Origin of the sequence: Xenorhabdus griffiniae, assembly GCF_015163655.1 — a bacterium.
GTDB classification, from domain to species: Bacteria; Pseudomonadota; Gammaproteobacteria; order Enterobacterales; family Enterobacteriaceae; genus Xenorhabdus; species Xenorhabdus griffiniae.
Window position 1 is genome coordinate 1 of the sequence record NZ_JADEUF010000079.1, and the last position, 18748, is coordinate 18748.

Consider the following 18748-nt stretch of genomic DNA (forward strand, 5'->3'; position numbering starts at 1 on the left):
GGATCCCTTTAACTGCACAACAAGAGGGACAGGTCACATCAATCTTTGCCATCTGAATGTTCTCCAAATAGGCATACTATACATGATTCAATAAATTGATGTCACGACCCAATTTTTTACCCCTTATCTTAGTCTTTTCAATTCAGAAGAAGATAAAGCTTATATTTTAGCCTTTATGTCAAAATATTTATTACAGGGAAAAGATGCTGTCAGCTCAGTGGATTTTAAACGTCGAGATCGATTACCGTGGCTTCGCAAGCAAGTAAAACCAACAGATTGGGAACAACAAATTTCAGCTATTTTAGCTGAATTAGATCGCTCAGGAGTACCTGATATTACGTTATCTGAAAAAATAACCAAAAATATGCCATCATAAAAATGGCAGTAATAATGTCTTATTATTTATACCCAGAGCGCTTATTGACGCTCTGGTTGAATAAATTAAACTTCAAGTTGCAATTTACAACACTCTATGAAACCTGATTTCTCCCCCCGAAGCAGGGAGAAATCACACGCATCTTGAAGTTAGATTGGTATATAACAATGAGTGACAATTGAAATTACAATAATTAATTTCAAATATGAGTGTATTTGAAAGCGCTTTTCCTATTTTAACTTGTTATGAAATTAGGCTGTTATCGTGCATTTCAATAACATTTTTTATCACGTTATCTTGATAGTGAATATTTTTATGGAGCCATATTGACGGATATTTTATCCAATATTTTAGTTTATTCTCAGACAACTCATAGCTAGCACGATGAATGAACGTAGAAACAATCCATTAAACTCCCGAATATTCTGGCTGAAAATAGATAAATTGACGATATTATATCATGCAAAGAGAAAAGAATTACCATCAGCATTATACACATATTTGGGTAGCCGAATTTTCATATGGTTATCACGCTTCTGAACAGCAAAAACCTTGCCGCTACCGTGCACAGGCATTAATTCAGGCCAACAACCAGCATCAGGCGTTAGTTCAGTTATCTGATCATATATTGTATTCATTGCTGGCAGACGAAGGCCAATATGAGAAAATTTTACCCCTCTTGCAGTATCTGGATACCTGTAATCACCTTGAAAAACATTTGATCCTTAATCTTGGAAAAATGAGTGAGGAGCAATCAATCCTCGTCCTAAATTCCCAAGATAGTGTCAGTATGGCAGCAAGTACTGCTGCCGGTATTGAAATGGCGGCACCATAGGTCTGATATTTAGCAATCGCTCTGATATAAAAAATCTGATCTATAACTGCTTTTGGCGGAATTGGATAGGCGAGATAGCGAAAAAATAAGTAAAACAGAGGGGCAAGAAAGCAAATGAGCTTATCAAAAAAATCACTGTGACCCTACATGATGTGATCCCAACTCTACTGATTGACCAGCAGGAAACCCTGCTGGCTATGACTTTGGAGAAAAAAAGCTACGAAGCACTGCAAAGCTATCTCCCACTTAACAGCATCGACGATAAGCAATGCACACTGCGCAATACACAACGACTTGCGCGAACAATTGTGTTTTTCCCTCTCCTTATTGGTATATTACTCACTTTTCATTATTGCATCGTCGATTTTATCGAGCAGAAGAAAATAGGAGAAGCTAATCTCTTAAAATGGGTAGAATTGGTTCGCAAGAAATACGGTGATGAATTTTACCTACGTAGCGATCTCCCTCAACATATGGAAGATGCTCGCTTAGTTGGCAACGATGAAGTCATTCCTTTCTGGAAGCTGCAAGCCCCCATATTTATTGACCGAAAGCGCCAACTGTTTTTTAGCTGGTATAAAGGCAAGGTTTATGCTGCCCGTTATTCGCAGGTAGGCGTTTCCAATCAAACTGATCCAATGAAAATCGTCCACTTGATGGGATTGGCTATGTATACGTTGGATGATAATAACGCACTAACTCGCCGCGCTTTCCAGATGTGCCTCTCTTACGGCTCCTTATGGGGATTAAATACCAAGCTACGGCAAGATGAAGCCCATGCCTTTATCGTCAAATACCTGTTACAAGGAAAAGAAGCCGTTGCCACCACTGACTATAAGCGCTTTCCTGCCCTGTTCTTGTTCTTGTTCAAGGATAAGAAACCGGCTGATTTTGATCAGCAACTTGAACGTATTTTGGCGGAATTGGATAGGCGAGATGGTGAAAAGATAAATAAAACAGATGAGCCAGAAGAGAGCAAATAAGTTAGAACGAAAATGATAACGCCTCCTTGTTGGGGGGCGTCTTTCTTAAGATGATGGATACAAGTCCCAATGAATTTAAAAACCGAACCTAAATCGACATATTTGTAACAAAAGAACCATAAACGCCTTATACAATGCGCTGAGGCTCAAATTCATTCTGTTCAGTAAGAGATAATGTCACCGGTACAGATTTTGAAGTTGGCGTACCTGTGCCATCACCAACACTTTCCATTGGAACTAATGGGTTAGTTTCAGGGTAGTAAGCAGCAAGATTCCCGCGCGGAATGGCATAAGGCACTAACTTAAAGCCGGAAACTTTACGCTCAATACCGTCATTCCATACTGTTTCGATATCGACCAAATCACCAGCCTGATATCCCAATTGTGCAATATCTTCTGGATTCATAAACAACACTTCCCGCTGACCATAAACTCCACGATAACGATCATCCAACCCATAAATCGTGGTGTTATATTGATCGTGTGAACGCAAGGTTTGCAAAGTGAAAGGAACATCAGCACCTTCAATTTGGGGGAACAGCGTTTTCGGCAGTGGTGCATGACTGAATTCGGCTTTTTTGCTCGGCGTTGCAAAATGTAATTCAGCCGCCGCATTGCCAAGATAGAAACCACCAGCGTGTTCACATTTTTTATTAAAATTATCAAACCCAGGAATGGTCGCTGCAATATGATCGCGGATTTTATTGTAATCTCCCGCTAATTCCAGCCAGTTAATAGTTGTGGTATTACCGACTGTCGCATTAGCAATACCGGCAATAATCGCTGTTTCAGAACGCTGGCTATCAAATAATGGCTTATTTACGCCCTCTGAAGCATGGACCATGCTGAAAGAGTCTTCTACTGTCACAAACTGTGCACCTGTAGCCTGAATATCTCGCTCGGTGCGTCCTAATGTCGGCAGAATCAATGCGCCTTTTTTACCGGTAATAAGATGACTCCGGTTTAATTTTGTGCTGATGTGTACCGTCAAATCACAATGTCTAAGCGCTTCTTCTGTTCGCGGACTATCTGGTGCCGCAGCCGCAAGGTTTCCACCCAGCGCGATCAAAACCTTAACTTCATCACGCAACATGGCACTCAACGCTTCCACGACATGATGACCATGAGTACGAGGTGGCTCGAAACCAAAATGAGCAGCCATATTATCCAAAAAAAGTTTGGCTGGTTTCTCATTAATTCCCATCGTCCGGTTACCCTGAACATTACTGTGTCCACGTACCGGACAAAGCCCTGCCCCCGATTTACCCAATTGTCCAAAAAGCAGTTGAAGGTTAACGATTTCACGCACCGTAACCAAAGAGTGTTTGTGTTGAGTTATCCCCATTGCCCAAGTACAAATGACGCGCTCGGCATTCTGATAAATAGCAGCCGCTTCACGCAATTGTGCTTCAGTCAATCCCGATTGATCTTCAATCAATGACCACTCGGTTGCTGCAACACGTTGCAAATAAGCATCCACTCCGTTGGTGTAAGTTGCGATAAATGCCAGATCAAAAATACCTGATTTGCCTTCACTCAGCAGGGCATTATGGGTCTCTAAAAGTGCTTTGACTATCCCTCGCACCGCAGCCATATCACCACCCAATTTGGGCTGATAGTAACGGTGGCTAATTTCCCCAGCCATTGGGGTAATCACTTCGAGCGGTTTTTGTGGATCAGCGAAACGTTCCAATCCGCGCTCACACAAGGTATTAAAAGTGACGATGCGTGCTCCACGTTCAGCAGCCTGTCGTAAGCTATGCAGCATTCGTGGGTGATTTGTTCCTGGGTTTTGACCAAATATAAAAATAGCATCGGCGTGATCAAAATCTTGCAGCCGGATGGTGCCTTTCCCAACGCCTAAGCTTGCCAACATACCGGAACCGCTGGCTTCATGGCACATATTAGAGCAATCCGGGAAGTTGTTGGTTCCCACTACACGACCAAACAACTGGTACAACCATGAAGCCTCATTACTGGCGCGTCCCGAAGTGTATAGTTCGAGCTGATTAGGGTTATCCATCGCCTTAATGTGGTTGGCAATCAGGGCAAAAGCATCATCCCAACTGATCGGCTCATAATGATCCGTCTGCGGGTTATAGCTCATCGGTTCAATCACTCTTCCCTGGTATTCAAGGAAATAATCACTTTGTTGGTAAAGTTGACTAACGCTATGGGTTGCGAAGAATTTTCGATCAACATACCGACGAGTTGCTTCCCAAGTGACTGCCTTGGCACCGTTTTCACAAAAACTAAACAAGCTTTTGTTGTCATCTCCCCATGCGCATCCGGGGCAATCAAAACCCTTGGGTTTATTCATGCGCATCAGGTTAACCATATTTTTCAGTGCTTGTTTACTATCAAAGACAAAACGGGTTGTTGCCTCCAGTGAACCCCAACCACCAGCTGCCGCATGGTAAGGTTTTATTTTTGACTTGAATTTCATAAAAATCTCTATTTTTTATGTCGTGACCAACACGATCAGGCCACATATTTACAGGTGAACCAATAACATCGATTTCATTCATTGGCGGCTTACCACCGATGTGATCATACTCCTATCTGCCCATTGTGATAATTATTTCCGTGGTTATGTCACGAAAAAACCGAACTATTTACCAAGTATACAGGCACTATTGCTAGTGCCCTTGATACCATTAAGATCAAAAATTAGTGCTGAACGTATCAAAGTTATCGGCTTTAACAAACCTGGCAGCATTAGGTATCTCTTTGCCATCTGCGTCTTTACTTAATGCATTAAACTTCAAGTTGCCATTTACAACACGATATGAAACCTAATTTCTCCCCGCGAAGCGGGGAGAAATCACGCGCATCTTGAAGTTAGATTGGTATAGAACTGAAACAATCGAAGCGCCAGATCAAGAACTGCTTCAAAGGAAAATGAAACTATCGGTAAAAGCCAAAGAGGACATTCAACTAAAATTCAAATATGATCCTCATACTCATTGCCTTACCCGTCACAATAATGGTAGCTTGTGACGTGCTTGTAGATAAGACTCTAGATTTTAATAGTCTTAACATAACATTTAACACAATATTATTCTCTTTTTATTTCCTGATATCTACAATTCAGAGCCAGATGTTTATGGACACAAGCATATATACGATTGGAACATATCATACAATCCATTTATTTTCTGAGGTAATAAAAAAATGAAAGTTATTCACTTAACAGACATACATTTGACACTAAACAGAGAACAAAAAATATTTGATGTAAATCCTTATGAAAATTTTGATTTCGTCTGTGAGGAGATATGCAGAATAAAAAACATTACTGAAATAGAGTTAATTGTCATATCCGGCGATATTACACATAATGGTGATATCGATGCATATCGATATTTTTTAAAAAAGATGGAAGCATTAATGGTTCCCTATATAGCAATACTTGGCAATCATGATCTCAAGAGTAACTTTAATATAGCTGTCACAGAAGAAAAAAACTCATTCATTATCCATTCCCGCGAATATAAAAATAAATCCTGGAATATTCTTTCCATCGATACTGTTGTTGAAGGCGAGGTTTTTGGCTTTATATCCAAAGATAATCTGGCAGAATTAGAAAGAAAAATGATTAAAAACAACGAGTGTAATACTGCCATATTCATGCATCACCATGCTATCCCAGTTGGTACTCCAATTGTAGATAGCTATATATTGAATAATAGCAAAGAATTACTGGATCTTTGCGAAAAATATAAGATTAAATTTATCGGTAGCGGGCATGCACATACTCCACGTATTTGGCATTACAATAGAATGACAACATGTGTTGCTCCCGCGGTTGTGTCCCAATGGCTACCAGGCATAGATACTGTCAAGATATCAAGAGGCTTTGGTTTCAATGTCATTGATTTTTCATCTGATTTATCTATAACTTCATGTATTTATTAATGCCTATTTCCTTTATTTTCCAATGTGACAAAATAAAGCCGCCCCTAAATATTAAGGGCGTCATGTAATATGACACTTTATTCCACGGATGGATATCTTAACCATAAGCACACCTGCACACTATCTCTGAGTGTGTTTGGTGTTTACTTGAGCCTCACCCGCTTGAGGACTTGGCGCTTATGATAATCGACTATAATGGCGATTGGAAAAATACGCAGCGCCGTTTTTGTCGGTGGAAAGTAGCTCCCAAAGAGCAACATTATGCCACATCACAAATTACCCACCACAAAATAAACAAACGTCCCTACATAATTACCAATGACATAGCCGACAGTACCAATCACCATAATCGGGCCAACCAGATTAATCCAACCACGGCTAATTGCCATTGCTGCTGCGGTAGTAGGTCCGCCGATATTGGCATTACACGCTAAAATGTTCTCCTCCAGGCTGAACTTAAACACTTTTCCCACGGCAAAAGTCAGTACCAGGTTGAGCATAGTAATCACCAAGACGAAAGCAAATAGCAGGGGCGCATGGTTAATAATAAATTGGATGGATGCAGGTATGCCAATCACGACAAAAAACATATAAATGGCATAAGTACCTAATTCCTGAGTACCATTCAATTTACTGAATGTCTCTTTGAATATTGAGACGATAATAAAAGTGACAGTAGTCAGAAGCAGGTATTTATCGGAAATTAGGCTGAAAACCAAATCTTGGTAAATGTTATTTGGCTGACCAAGCAAAGTTTTTAACCATGATGAAAGCTGAAATGATAGCGCGACGATAAAAATTGACCATGCCAGAGATAAAGCAATATCTTTTAAAGCGATGTGTTTCGGTTTCCAATAAGTCGCTGCCAAAGGTTGGGATTTATCTAAATTGGTTGTATTTTCAATAATATCGGTATACGGACTACCCCAAAATGTTCTCGCCACCGTCCAACCGGATAAGAGCATCAGGATAATAAAATAGGCAGCCATCATAAAATTATCAGCAACGATGGTAGAAGCCACCATGTCTTGGGAAGTTTCCAGCTTGGCGGCCATTGCTGCAAAGTTAACCCCTCCTCCCGTATAAGAAGCAGATATCATGCCACTGATTTTATCTAACTCTGGTATGTAAGCTCTGAAAAGCCAGAAGGAGACGATTGTTCCAACCATAGTAGCAACGGAAGAAATCAGGAAAAGTATCAGCAATCGACCACTTTCTTTGAGGATGCTATGCAGGTTGGTTTTAAATAATAATAAAGGAATTGCCAGTGGCAGGATATATTCCCAAACAGCATCGTAAACGGGTGCTTCGGTAGGAATGATATTTAAATTGGAGGCAGAGACAGCAATAATCAATGCAATGACTGCTCCCGGTATTTTAGATACCCATTTAAAACGCTGTTCTGCTACTATGGCGGCAGCAACAGCAATCATAATGAAAGCCCATAGCATTAATGAATTGTCAGCGGTAATGAATGTATTTTTCATTATTTTTTCCGATGTTTTTTAAATAAAAAAGAAAATATTTACGCACTGCCTCATCAATTTATTTCTTCAAATAGTATGAAGTCTCATCTATTGCGCCATAAATAGCTGTCCGATGATTATAAAAGGCCCACATAGAATTACCATAATCATAATGCCACCATTCAGTCGGTAAATTGGTGAACCCGACTTGCTTCATAACACGATAGAGTAATCGACGATATAAAGTGGCTGGCATGTTTTTTTCGGGGGCTTTTTCCAATGCGGCTGTGTAAGAAAGTTCATTCACTTCATCAAACTCTGTTCCCAAAAAAAGTGCATGACCAGATTCCATATCGAAGAGTGTGACATCCACTGCACCCCCTGTCAGATGTGGGCTGATTTGATTTTTTTCTACGGGTACTGGAGCTACAAATTGCTGCAATAGTTTCTGCTGTTCTTCAGCTGATAATTCTGTATATTGCTCTGCGATCTTTGCTTGTGTTATCTCTTGCAAGGCTTGCTGAGTTTCCCGTGAACGCCAGCCATCCAATACCAAAATCCCTAAATGAGCAGGAAGTAATTGTGATGCGATCCTTAATTTTTCGGCCACGCTTTTTCTTACCATACAATATTCAATGGAACCTTGTATTCCCGCCAAATAATAAATAGATTTTTGTTTTAATTTATTTGAGTTGGTCATGATTTCTAACGATTCATGACACTCATCAATAGGAATTTCATTAATTATTTTCCAATCAAATCCCCTTTCTGCCGAGATTTTTTCCGCAGCATTCTTTCCTAAGTTTATATTTCCAGAAGAAGCAGATAGTAACATGTTCGGCCTTATACTGTGGTATTGGCATGGATCGCATTTAAATAACAATGTATTTACATATTAGCAACGCAATTGCTATCCATCAAATTTTATTTATTTTCTATATGTTGAATTAAATCGTCTTTTATACCCATCCAACTTCAAGTTGCCGCTTGCAAATCAATGTGATTGTTTATATCTCCAAAAGGTAATCAGATGAAATGCCAAATCTTCTATGACAAAATAAGCCGTTCCTAATATCTGGAGGAGGAATACCGAAACGGTATTCATGACACAACATGACCCAAGACCATCAACTGCAAGTAGAAGCCATTAAATGTGGCACGGTTATCGATCATATCCCCGCCCATGTCGGCTTTAAGTTATTGTCATTGTTCAAACTCACCGAAACAGATCAGCGCATTACCATTGGCTTAAATCTGCCTTCCAACCATTTAGGTAAAAAGGATCTGATCAAGATTGAAAACACCTTTCTGACAGCGCAACAGGCAAACCAGCTCGCCATGTATGCCCCCAATGCCACAATCAATAATATTGAAAATTACGTTGTGGTCAAAAAGATGCAAATCAACTTGCCAGACCGAATCGACAGTATCCTTGTCTGCCCAAACAGCAATTGCATCAGCCATAATGAACCGGTCAACAGCAGCTTCTATGTGATGTCAGAAAAAGATGATGTGGTGTTACGCTGTAAATACTGTGAGAAAGAGTTTGATCGCCAGGCTGTTATCAATAACGATTAACTGCCGATTTAAGCAATCTGTAAGAATGTCCGGTATCAATTGATGTGGGACAGAGGATCACTATAATGGCGATCCAGAAAATTTTTCTATCTTAGACGTCAAACAGGAGTTTCTAATGTCACGTTCTATCCATACCGAAAATGCTCCAGCAGCCATCGGCCCTTATGTTCAGGGCGTTGATCTGGGCAGCATGGTTATCACTTCCGGCCAGATCCCTGTTGATCCCAAAACCGGTGCTATCCCTGAAGAAGTGACTGCTCAAGCCCGCCAATCTTTGGAAAACGTTAAAGCGATTATTGAACAATCTGGCTTGAAAGTGGCTGATATCGTAAAAACCACGGTGTTTGTTAAGGATCTGAATGATTTTGCTGCCGTGAACGCTACTTACGAAGCGTTCTTCGCTGAACACAATGCGCCATTCCCTGCCCGTTCATGTGTTGAAGTTGCCCGTCTGCCAAAAGACGTGAAAATCGAAATCGAAGCTATCGCTGTTCGTCGCTAATTTGCCGTTTTTCCAGCCCTGATAACTTCGGTATCAGGGTTGATATTCCCATCTGGTTTTCCTCTTTTTCTTTGTCTTAGATCAACTTCTTCGGTTGTATATTGACGCATAAAATCTACATATTGTGCTTTAATATAATAAACACACTATATATAGTATTTATACACAAAATTATCCACATAAAAACAGAAAGCGAGACGTCCTCTCATTTTTGCTGTGGATAACATATTGAGGTGCCATATTGTGAAAATGGTTGTGACGCAACAGGGTGACATGAGTAAGGGCAATACCTGTGAACAGGCATCCCATACATGGCATGATCGGTTAGATCAAGAAATTCGGGGCCTGATCGAGCAAAGCAATTTCTCTCTTCTCAATGAAAATGCCAATAAAGATAGTAAGGTTATTCCAACCCAGCGTGACTTATTGGCGGGAATTGTCGCCCGACAATATGCGAAGCAGCATATGCTGCCGCATGATGTGGTGCAGGCACACGATAGAGGAGAAATTCACTATCATGATCTGGATTACGCCCCGTTTTTTCCTATGTTCAACTGTATGCTGATCGATTTGCAGGGTATGTTGACTAACGGTTTTAAAATGGGCAATGCGGAAATTGAACCACCCAAATCCATTTCTACCGCCACTGCGGTCACTGCCCAGATTATCGCGCAAGTTGCCAGCCACATTTATGGCGGTACAACCATTAATCGCATCGATGAAGTCCTCGCCCCTTTTGTGAAAGCCAGTTATGACAAGCATCTGGCGATTGCCAAAGAGTGGAATATTGCCGATCAAATTGCCTATGCAGAAGCCCGCACAGAAAAAGAGTGTTATGACGCTTTCCAGTCCCTGGAATATGAAGTCAATACGCTGCATACCGCCAATGGACAAACGCCGTTTGTTACTTTCGGTTTCGGCTTGGGAACAACCAAAGAAGCCCGTTTGATCCAAATCTCAATTTTGCGCAACCGTATTGCGGGTTTGGGAAAAAACCGCAAGACCGCCGTTTTCCCCAAACTGGTTTTTGCCATTCGTGATGGATTGAATCATCGGTTTGGTGATCCCCACTATGACATTAAATTACTGGCCCTGGAATGTGCCAGTAAACGCATGTATCCCGATATTCTCAATTATGATCAAGTGATTAAGGTAACGGGATCATTTAAAACCCCAATGGGTTGCCGCAGTTTTCTCAGCGTTTATGAGGAAAACGGTCAGCAACTTCATGAAGGGCGTAATAATTTGGGCGTCATCAGCCTGAATCTTCCTCGCATTGCGCTCGAAGCCAAGGGTAATGAAGCTGATTTTTGGCAAATTTTAGATCAACGCTTGTTACTCGCTAAAAAAGCGTTGATGACCCGAATTGCTCGCCTCGAAAAGACCAAGGCTCGCGTTGCCCCGATCCTCTATATGGAAGGGGCCTGTGGTGTACGCCTGAAAGCGGATGACAATATTGCCGATATTTTCAAGCAAGGCCGTGCTTCTGTCTCATTGGGCTATATCGGTATTCATGAAACGATAAATGCGTTATATGGCAATCACATTCATCTGTTTGATGATGAACAGCGCCAGCAGAAAGCCATTGCGATTGTTAAACACTTACGTAAGGCCGTCGATCTGTGGAAGCAGCAGACGGGTTATGGGTTTAGTTTGTACAGTACACCAAGCGAGAATTTATGTGACCGCTTTTGCCGTTTGGATACCGCTGAGTTTGGTGTAATCCAAGGTGTCACCGATAAGGGCTATTACACCAACAGCTTCCATCTGGATGTGGAAAAGAAGGTCAATCCTTACGATAAGCTGGACTTTGAAGCACCCTATCCACCATTGGCAAACGGTGGTTTTATTTGCTATGGCGAGTATCCCAACCTGCAACATAATTTGAAAGCATTAGAAGATGTCTGGGATTACAGTTATTCACGTGTGCCTTACTATGGCACCAATACGCCCATTGATGAGTGTTACCAATGCGGCTTTACCGGAGAATTTTCCTGTACCAGCAAAGGATTCACCTGCCCCCAATGCAAAAACCATGATCCAGCCCAGGTTTCAGTTACTCGCCGTGTTTGTGGCTACCTTGGCAGCCCGGATGCTCGTCCATTCAATGCAGGTAAACAGGAAGAAGTGAAACGCCGTGTGAAACATCTCAGCAATGGACAGATAGGTTGATAGCATGAATTATCATCAATATTATCCGGTTGATGTGGTAAATGGTCCCGGAACCCGCTGTACGCTGTTCGTGTCAGGTTGTTTGCATCAATGCCGTGGCTGCTACAATCAAAGTACATGGCGAGTCGATTCAGGGCAGCCTTTTACGCAAGCAACCGAAGATCAGATCATCGCCGACCTAAAAGATCACCGCATTAAACGGCAAGGTCTGTCACTGTCTGGCGGCGATCCGCTGCATCCTCATAATGTTCGCCGCATACTGCAATTGGTTAAACGTGTACGGGAAGAATGCCCAGATAAGGATATCTGGCTATGGACAGGTTATGTCCTCAATGAATTAAGCGAAATTCAGCAAGAAGTGATCAGTTACGTTCATGCGGTTGTGGATGGGAAGTTTGAACAAGCGCTGTATGATCCTACGTTAATTTGGCGAGGCAGCCATAATCAGGTCATCCACTATTTTTAACGCTGCCAATGCAATTTTTTGCCAAAACCAAGGGTGTTATTCACCATTTTGATTTCATTGATATTGAGCTGCCAAATTGGGGATTTGGCCGTCAAAGCGATAGGAAAACGGCGGCAATAACGCGCTCTGGCGATGGTTTCTGCTTCACCTGTCAATGAAATAACTTCACCCCTAAATTGAACACCTTTAATTTGGGCGATATTGCGGGTTTGGCCGGCAACAGTGCCTGCAACGATGGGGTTATTTTTCATCATCTGACCGTGGCGTGTATCGGATTCCGTCATAAACCAGAATGCCATGCTAGCCGCATCAAAGACATAAAAGCAGTTCGCACACCATAAATCCTGAGCTGAAGAAGTGCAAAGAGTGAATACATGTTGTTTGGCAAGATATTGACGAATTATTAAGATTTCTTTATTTAAATTCATATATTTCCACATCGTTATTTTATTCAAGTCATAACAGAACACGACTGGCACCTTATCCAGTAACGTGTTCTGAATTTGACTCAATAAACCCTGAGATTTGTATAGAAAAACTATAAATTATTTATAAATCTCGGCAATTCCAGTGAGTTGATTCTGACCATTTGCAGATACAATACGGAAATAGGTTGCGCCAGCTTCATCAGCTTTTTTGGATAACTCTGCGGTCAGGCTATCCAGTGTCGCTGCACTACTCGCAGAAACAACGCCAATTTTTTCTCCCTTAGCAACCTGAACTTCTGTAGCAGCAAAAGTACCGAAAGAGACCGCACTTAATGCTAAGATAGCGATAATGTTTTTTACATTTTTCATGTTTTGCTCCTCTACTCATTTTTGAAATGGGATTAACTTCTTGTAATTGTGAGCATGTTATACGCTTGTTCAAAATATTATAATTAGCAATTATTGCTATATTTTTTCAATTTTTTTGAACAAAAAACACTAACATAAGTTAGCAAATAGCATATATTTTAATAAATTCATTTGGTTATATTTAGAAATTATCAAAAATCTGGCTTATAATCACGCTCATCACTGAAATGTGAATTAATTTCCCACATAAATTAACTTATTAAAATAATTAAAAATAAATAATGAATATTAACGTATCTAACTGGTCTATCTATCTGATCAGAACACGGAATGGCAGTCTGTATACCGGAATAACGACCAATGTATCTCGTCGATTTATGCAACATGCAGTCGGAAAAGGGGCAAAGTGCCTCAGAGGGAAAGGTCCCTTAATGTTGGTCTATCAAAGTCAGATAGGGGAGCAAAGTGTGGCATTGAAAATGGAATATCGCGTGAAGAAACTGAGTAAACAGCAAAAAGAAAGGCTAGTTATTGACCAGCCTCTCTGCATAATGACTTATTTAACCAAAATCGGTTCATCTGAGAAATTTTTCACTCAGGTTACGCCCACAGGTGATCAAAATGGGCAGGATAAGTAACCAGACCGTGACAGTCTTCCTGCGAAATGTCAGCCAGAGGATAGATCAAGAAGTAACTCTCGCAATCAGGCCATTGGCAATACACTTGATACTCATTAGCAAGTTTAAAACCCAAACGGTGGTAGTATTCAGGCTCCCCCAACACAACAACCGCGCCATAGCCAAACTCGTTTAGACTATCCAGTCCTTCATAAACCAATTTTTCACCAAGTCCATGACTACGATATTGTTCCGCCACCGCCAATGGCGCCAAACCTACCCATTGATGATCTTCACCATTGATATCAACCGGCGCGAAACCGGCATAACCTATCACATGACCTTCATCGTCGGTCGCAACAATACCTAATGTCAATAAACCATCTTCTCTTAGTTGATGAATTAACTCAGCTTCTGCCGATGTTTCAAAAGACTGACGCAACAAACGATCAATCCCCATAGCATCGACAGGAATTTCGACCCTGATTAACATGACGATAACACGCGATCGTTCTGATCCGCGCCCTCTTTCTGTCCCGCTTTGATCAATCCAGCCAAACGCAATAGACCAAAGCGAAGGATGGATGGCATAGATCCCGCTCTAATGGAATCCATCTGATTTTTCACATATAGTCCCAATTTGGTATTCCCTTCAACCCGCAAACGATGCAGAAAAACAATGTATCAGGAAAAAGATTAAAGAGAAAAGGCGTTGCTTACAATGGGAAATTCGATGATAAATCCCCTATTAAAAAACGTCTACAGAACGGATCGCAACAGACCTGCAAACATGTAATATTTGAATGTTCAAATATCTCGTTTGCTTCTTTATGGCTGTGATTTTATGAGTATTATGATGAAAAAAATTGTTTAATGCGCTGGAGGATACAGCGAAATTCTCTATTACGCAGCATACCAACCAAAATACCCAGCACCATGTACATCACTCCAAGCAACAGCATCATACCGATATCTTTGTACACATTGTGCAACGGTAATCCCATCTGGTTAACCCCTGCTATCGCTTTGGTTGCCCATGTCGATGGCAGGGCCGATGAAATTATTCTGACCCACTCAGGCATCGCCTGAAGTGGCCAAATTGTGCCTGATATATAGAAGATTGGTGTGGTAATAAAAGCCAGCGTTAAATAAATCATTTCCACGCTACGCAGGCATTCTGTCACCAATTTTCCCAATCCCAATACCGCCAACAGGAACGGGAATGTCAGTAAGAGCACGAGGTAAATCGGTGCATCTTGCCGATACCCCAATATCCACGGCCAGAGAATAAAAAAGATCACTGACAGAAATAGCCAGATAGGGATCAAAGCGGACAATGTTCCTAAATAGACGGGCAGCGGTGGGTTACCTTTGGGGGTTTCCCGTAGGGTAATACTGACGCGAACACAAGCCACTAATAAGGAGTGTTGCAACAGCATGACCAATAAACCAGGAAATATGATTGCAGCATAGCTGACTCCCGGATTAAATAACCCAATAGTTTCACTGCGAATCGGTTGTAGCAACGTTTTCACCTGCTCAATGCTGAAACCCGATTGCAAAAGTAATTTGCCATTGTATTCTGACAAAAGTTGTTGATAAGCCAGCGCTAAATCGTGCTGGATCTGCCCATTGGCGAGACGATTTGTCGCATCACCATAAACCGGTACGGTGACATTCTGTCCACTCAGTAGCCGTTTTTCAAAATCCACCGGCACAATGATAATGGCAAAGATGGTTCGCTGTAGCATGTCACGACGGGCATTATCGAGATTATTGTAGATTTTGGGGGCTACTTTTGGCATGGCGTTAATATTACGGATTAGCGTGCGGCTCGCATAGCTGTGATCATGATCGATCACTGCGATTGGTAAGTCCCACACAGAAGGGCGAATGTAAACCAGGCTCATGACACATAACGAAACCATCAATAGCAACCACATGGGTTTTTCCAGCATCCCCAAAAATACATCGCGCAGTGTTTGCCAATACAACGTCCAATTTGTTTGTCCATTATTTGCCATTAACGGTTTCCTCTGATTGATTAAGTCGCTTCCACAAGCGATTGCGAATCAAAAGGCCGCAAACCACAGGATAGATCATCAATATCAGGCAAACAGACACAATAACTTGTAGTGATACTTCCCGCAGGAAGATGTCAAACATAGCCTGCAAAGCATAGGTTAATGGCTCAAGAGCAGAGATAATTCTTGCGAGCCATACCATCGAAAGTACGGGTACGAGCATACCAGAAAATGTCATCGCGATACTGACCAACATCCCAATCAAGGTGTAGGCCGTTATGACACTATTGGTGAAAGAAAACAGCAATAGGCCAATGCTTTGCGCGGCAATCACATAAAAAAATCCTACAATCGGCATGTACACTGGATTGCCCGCGACTCTTGCTCCCGAAGAAATAACCAGTATCGTAATTTCTACCATCAATAGCAGTGTGAACATCAAGGTATAAGGTGCCAATTTTCCCAACAATGCTCCGGCGAAATATTTGGCTTTCAAGAGCTGGCTTCCTCTGGCCATGGTGTAGATGGTACATGTGACGACAAAAAGTTGTAATAGATGAATGGTTGCCGCAAATTGCTGGTAATAAATATAACTGCCGCTGGCGTTAAACAAGCTGTCATAGGACATGGTTGCTTTCGCTAATGGAGGTAACTGCCGGCCTATTTCGGAGGCAATAATTGCGCGATATTTTGCATTCGTTTCTGCCACCAATCCGCTGAAATCCTGAGTCGAATAGCGACCTGCACCATAAAACAAGGCATTGTAATACATACTCACCATCGGCCGTTTTCCACTTAGCGCCTCTTTTTCAAAATCTTCTGGAATATAAAGTAAGGAGTAATCCTGCGCTCTGCGCAAACGTTCTATAGATTCTGGCAAGCTATTGTCATAAGACTTAATGTTTGCATGAGGGGCGGCATCCAGGTTACGGATAAAGGTGCGTGACAACACACTGTGGTCATTATCCACGACCGAGACAGGTAAGTTAAACAGTGTTCCTTCTGAAAAATTAGCACTAATTAAGATAAACAGTAGCAAAGGGAACAGCCATCCTAACCAGTGAAAAACCGGGCTGTGCAACGCAATACTAAATTCTCGCGTAAATTCCTGTTCAAAACTGCTCCATGCAGCTTTTCTCTTCATCTGGCGCCCTTATTTATACGCATTAAACTTCAAGTTGCCATTTACAACACGATATGAAACCTGATTTCTCCCCCGTTTCCCGCGGAGAAATCACACGCATCTTGAAGTTAGATTTGGTATATACCTTACTTATTCCAAAGCCATAAGGCACTCATGCCCGGACGTAAGCCATCAACGGGTTGCAATGGATATAGCCGAACCTCAAACGTTCTCAGATCAAAATCTCCCGTCGCTCGGGTTGCTCGTTTCGTCGCATAATCCCCCATTGGGGCGATATAACGAATTTCAGCTTCTATCTCTTTATTACCCAGTGCAGGTACACGCAATTTAATTTTGTCTCCCTTGCGAACATGCGCCAAAATATCTTCACGCAGGTTATAGACAAAATAAGCCTGTGAAATACGTACCAATGTCGCCAACGGGCTATTAGCATTAAAAAGTTGTCCAACTTCTGCTGGCAATGGCCCAATTTCACCATCAACAGGCGCTTTGACTTGCAGATCATCACGCTGTATTTTCAGTTCACGCAGTTTTTCTTCTGCTTCATCCAATGCTGCCTGGAACTGCTGTCTCAACTCTATGCGGTCGCCATTTTTTCCTGCATCCAGATCGGCTTTAGCTCCCAGCATTTTTTGATAGGCAATATCCCGTGCGTTGCGCGCATTATCCAGCTCACTGGCAGAGATATAGCCGTTGATTGACATATTTTTGAGACGATTAAATTCACGCTGTGCATTGGTGTATCCTGATTGAGCCTGAGCAAGAATAGCTTCTAAATTTCGCATGTTCTCCTCACGAGTCCCATGCAGGGATAATTCAAGTTTTGCTTTAGCTTGATCACGTACGGCTTGCGCTGCGGCAACTTTAGCCGTCAGTTCAGGACTATCAAGACTCACCATCAGTTGCCCGACTTTGACACTTTCTCCTCGTTCAACATGAACGTTAACGACTCGCCCCATAGCTTTGGACGCAATCATAACTTCCGGCGCATCAACCTCTCCTTGCAGCAAGAGTTCTTGGCTGTGGGAACGGAAAAGCACTGCCATTGCGATTAGAAAAATAATCAGTAAGATTGTGAAAAGTGTTCTTTTCTTCATTATGTTCTGCAAGCCCTAAACGTACTATCCGGTAAAATAATTAATAAAATCAAAATCCCAATTCAATACCTGTTAGCGTGTCAGTAAAAATTGAGCAGAGGTTTTAAGCCAACTTAAACATTCTCCACTACCTAAATCTTAGCATCTCTGGGAAACATGCTCTTGTCAGTTATAAATCTTGCCATAAACCAATTAATGCCAATAAACACAGGCCATACCGTTATAAATCCTTATGATAATAGTATGATGTTTTTTAACAAATACAAAACATTTAGCACATATACGCATTAAACTTCAAGTTGCAGTTTACGACACGATATGAAACCTGATTTATCCCCACGAAGCGGGGAGAAATCACACGCATCTTGAAGTGAGATTGGTATAATCATATATACGCATTAAACTTCAAGTTGCAGTTTACAACACTGTATGAAGCCTGATTTATCCCCCGCTTTGCGGGGAGAAATCACACGCATCCTGAAGTTAGATTGGTATAAAACTGAATAGTAATCATAAAAATAATTAGTTAAATGATTTTTATATTAATTAAGTTATAAAAAGAATAGAGTTAGCCTCTATAATCCTTTTTTATCCAAAATAATAAAAAACGGAATAAAAGAACTGTGAAAAACAGGGATCAATTATGCAATAAAATTGCATACTAAGTCCTCAAGAGAAATTAACTGCAAATTGGTGACCATAGCCTGCTAATAATGTATTAATTTCATCTTCCATGGTCTCCTGAGTCCAGGTAATAAAACGTTGCCAATGGT

Annotated in this window: 18 protein-coding genes and 1 pseudogene; 9 read left to right on the forward strand and 10 right to left on the reverse strand. The window is 41.4% G+C overall.

Features of this window, described 5'->3' with window-relative positions:
• Positions 1–175: 175 nt before the first annotated feature.
• From IQ211_RS12835 to IQ211_RS12845, 3 genes are all read left to right on the forward strand, one after another.
• A complete protein-coding gene (locus IQ211_RS12835; RefSeq protein ID WP_189760529.1) occupies positions 176–376 on the forward strand; it encodes a hypothetical protein in 201 nt (66 codons plus the stop codon).
• A gap of 460 nt (positions 377–836) precedes the next feature.
• Complete coding sequence (locus IQ211_RS12840) at positions 837–1211, forward strand: hypothetical protein (RefSeq protein WP_189760528.1); 375 nt, start codon at positions 837–839, stop codon at positions 1209–1211.
• Positions 1212–1348: 137 nt separating this feature from the next.
• The gene (locus IQ211_RS12845; RefSeq protein WP_189760527.1) at positions 1349–2194 is read left to right on the forward strand and encodes a hypothetical protein; all 846 of its coding nucleotides are present in this window, start codon (positions 1349–1351) and stop codon (positions 2192–2194) included.
• A 127-nt stretch (positions 2195–2321) separates the two neighbouring features.
• On the opposite strand, the gene IQ211_RS12850 is transcribed toward IQ211_RS12845, so the two are convergent.
• Complete coding sequence (locus tag IQ211_RS12850) at positions 2322–4640, reverse strand: FdhF/YdeP family oxidoreductase (protein WP_189760526.1); 2319 nt, start codon at positions 4638–4640, stop codon at positions 2322–2324.
• Between the two features lie 728 nt (positions 4641–5368).
• On the opposite strand from IQ211_RS12850, the gene IQ211_RS12855 reads away from it, so the two are divergent.
• Positions 5369–6112 carry a metallophosphoesterase family protein gene (locus IQ211_RS12855; RefSeq protein ID WP_189760525.1) on the forward strand — a complete coding sequence of 248 codons (744 nt, stop codon included), beginning with the start codon at positions 5369–5371 and terminating at the stop codon, positions 6110–6112.
• Between the two features lie 269 nt (positions 6113–6381).
• Here IQ211_RS12855 and IQ211_RS12860 read toward each other — a convergent pair whose 3' ends face one another.
• The gene (locus IQ211_RS12860) at positions 6382–7599 is read right to left on the reverse strand and encodes a DUF819 family protein (RefSeq protein WP_189760524.1); all 1218 of its coding nucleotides are present in this window, start codon (positions 7597–7599) and stop codon (positions 6382–6384) included.
• A 58-nt stretch (positions 7600–7657) separates the two neighbouring features.
• Positions 7658–8413 carry a M15 family metallopeptidase gene (locus tag IQ211_RS12865; protein WP_189760523.1) on the reverse strand — a complete coding sequence of 252 codons (756 nt, stop codon included), beginning with the start codon at positions 8411–8413 and terminating at the stop codon, positions 7658–7660.
• Between the two features lie 278 nt (positions 8414–8691).
• Here IQ211_RS12865 and pyrI point away from each other — a divergent pair, with 278 nt between their 5' ends.
• The 4 genes from pyrI (at position 8692) to nrdG (ending at position 12296) form a co-directional block, all read left to right on the forward strand.
• Complete coding sequence (gene pyrI / locus IQ211_RS12870) at positions 8692–9156, forward strand: aspartate carbamoyltransferase regulatory subunit (RefSeq protein WP_189760522.1); 465 nt, start codon at positions 8692–8694, stop codon at positions 9154–9156.
• Between the two features lie 115 nt (positions 9157–9271).
• The gene (gene ridA / locus IQ211_RS12875) at positions 9272–9658 is read left to right on the forward strand and encodes a 2-iminobutanoate/2-iminopropanoate deaminase (protein ID WP_189760521.1); all 387 of its coding nucleotides are present in this window, start codon (positions 9272–9274) and stop codon (positions 9656–9658) included.
• Positions 9659–9931: 273 nt separating this feature from the next.
• On the forward strand, positions 9932–11830 hold the full coding sequence (gene nrdD, locus IQ211_RS12880; protein ID WP_189760531.1) for an anaerobic ribonucleoside-triphosphate reductase: 1899 nt from the start codon (positions 9932–9934) through the stop codon (positions 11828–11830).
• Positions 11831–11834: 4 nt separating this feature from the next.
• Entirely contained in the window at positions 11835–12296 is a 462-nt protein-coding gene (gene nrdG / locus IQ211_RS12885; RefSeq protein ID WP_189760520.1) for an anaerobic ribonucleoside-triphosphate reductase-activating protein, read from the forward strand.
• Here the strand turns inward: nrdG and IQ211_RS12890 are convergent.
• Both IQ211_RS12890 and bhsA read right to left on the reverse strand, forming a co-directional pair.
• Entirely contained in the window at positions 12293–12724 is a 432-nt protein-coding gene (locus IQ211_RS12890) for a YhbP family protein (RefSeq protein ID WP_189760519.1), read from the reverse strand. The two genes, nrdG and IQ211_RS12890, sit on opposite strands and share 4 nt — an antisense overlap.
• A 117-nt stretch (positions 12725–12841) precedes the next feature.
• Positions 12842–13093, reverse strand: coding sequence for a multiple stress resistance protein BhsA (gene bhsA, locus IQ211_RS12895; protein WP_189760518.1), 252 nt, complete (start codon positions 13091–13093; stop codon positions 12842–12844).
• A gap of 281 nt (positions 13094–13374) precedes the next feature.
• Between bhsA and IQ211_RS12900 the strand changes: the two genes are divergently transcribed.
• A complete protein-coding gene (locus tag IQ211_RS12900) occupies positions 13375–13731 on the forward strand; it encodes a GIY-YIG nuclease family protein (protein WP_223281784.1) in 357 nt (118 codons plus the stop codon).
• On the opposite strand, the gene IQ211_RS12905 is transcribed toward IQ211_RS12900, so the two are convergent.
• The 5 genes and pseudogenes from IQ211_RS12905 to IQ211_RS12925 form a co-directional block, all read right to left on the reverse strand.
• The gene (locus IQ211_RS12905; RefSeq protein ID WP_189760517.1) at positions 13694–14203 is read right to left on the reverse strand and encodes a GNAT family N-acetyltransferase; all 510 of its coding nucleotides are present in this window, start codon (positions 14201–14203) and stop codon (positions 13694–13696) included. The two genes, IQ211_RS12900 and IQ211_RS12905, sit on opposite strands and share 38 nt — an antisense overlap.
• Positions 14197–14399, reverse strand: a pseudogene (locus IQ211_RS12910) (ubiquinone anaerobic biosynthesis accessory factor UbiT); the annotation flags it as partial. The pseudogene IQ211_RS12910 and the gene IQ211_RS12905, both read right to left, overlap by 7 nt.
• Before the next feature lie 162 nt (positions 14400–14561).
• The gene (locus IQ211_RS12915; protein ID WP_189760516.1) at positions 14562–15734 is read right to left on the reverse strand and encodes an ABC transporter permease; all 1173 of its coding nucleotides are present in this window, start codon (positions 15732–15734) and stop codon (positions 14562–14564) included.
• Positions 15724–16878 (reverse strand): ABC transporter permease, encoded by a 1155-nt coding sequence (locus tag IQ211_RS12920; protein WP_189760515.1) that lies wholly within the window; start codon positions 16876–16878, stop codon positions 15724–15726. The genes IQ211_RS12915 and IQ211_RS12920 overlap by 11 nt, the downstream gene beginning before the upstream one ends.
• 125 nt (positions 16879–17003) lie before the next feature.
• On the reverse strand, positions 17004–17975 hold the full coding sequence (locus tag IQ211_RS12925; RefSeq protein WP_189760514.1) for an HlyD family secretion protein: 972 nt from the start codon (positions 17973–17975) through the stop codon (positions 17004–17006).
• Between the last annotated feature and the right edge of the window lie 773 nt (positions 17976–18748).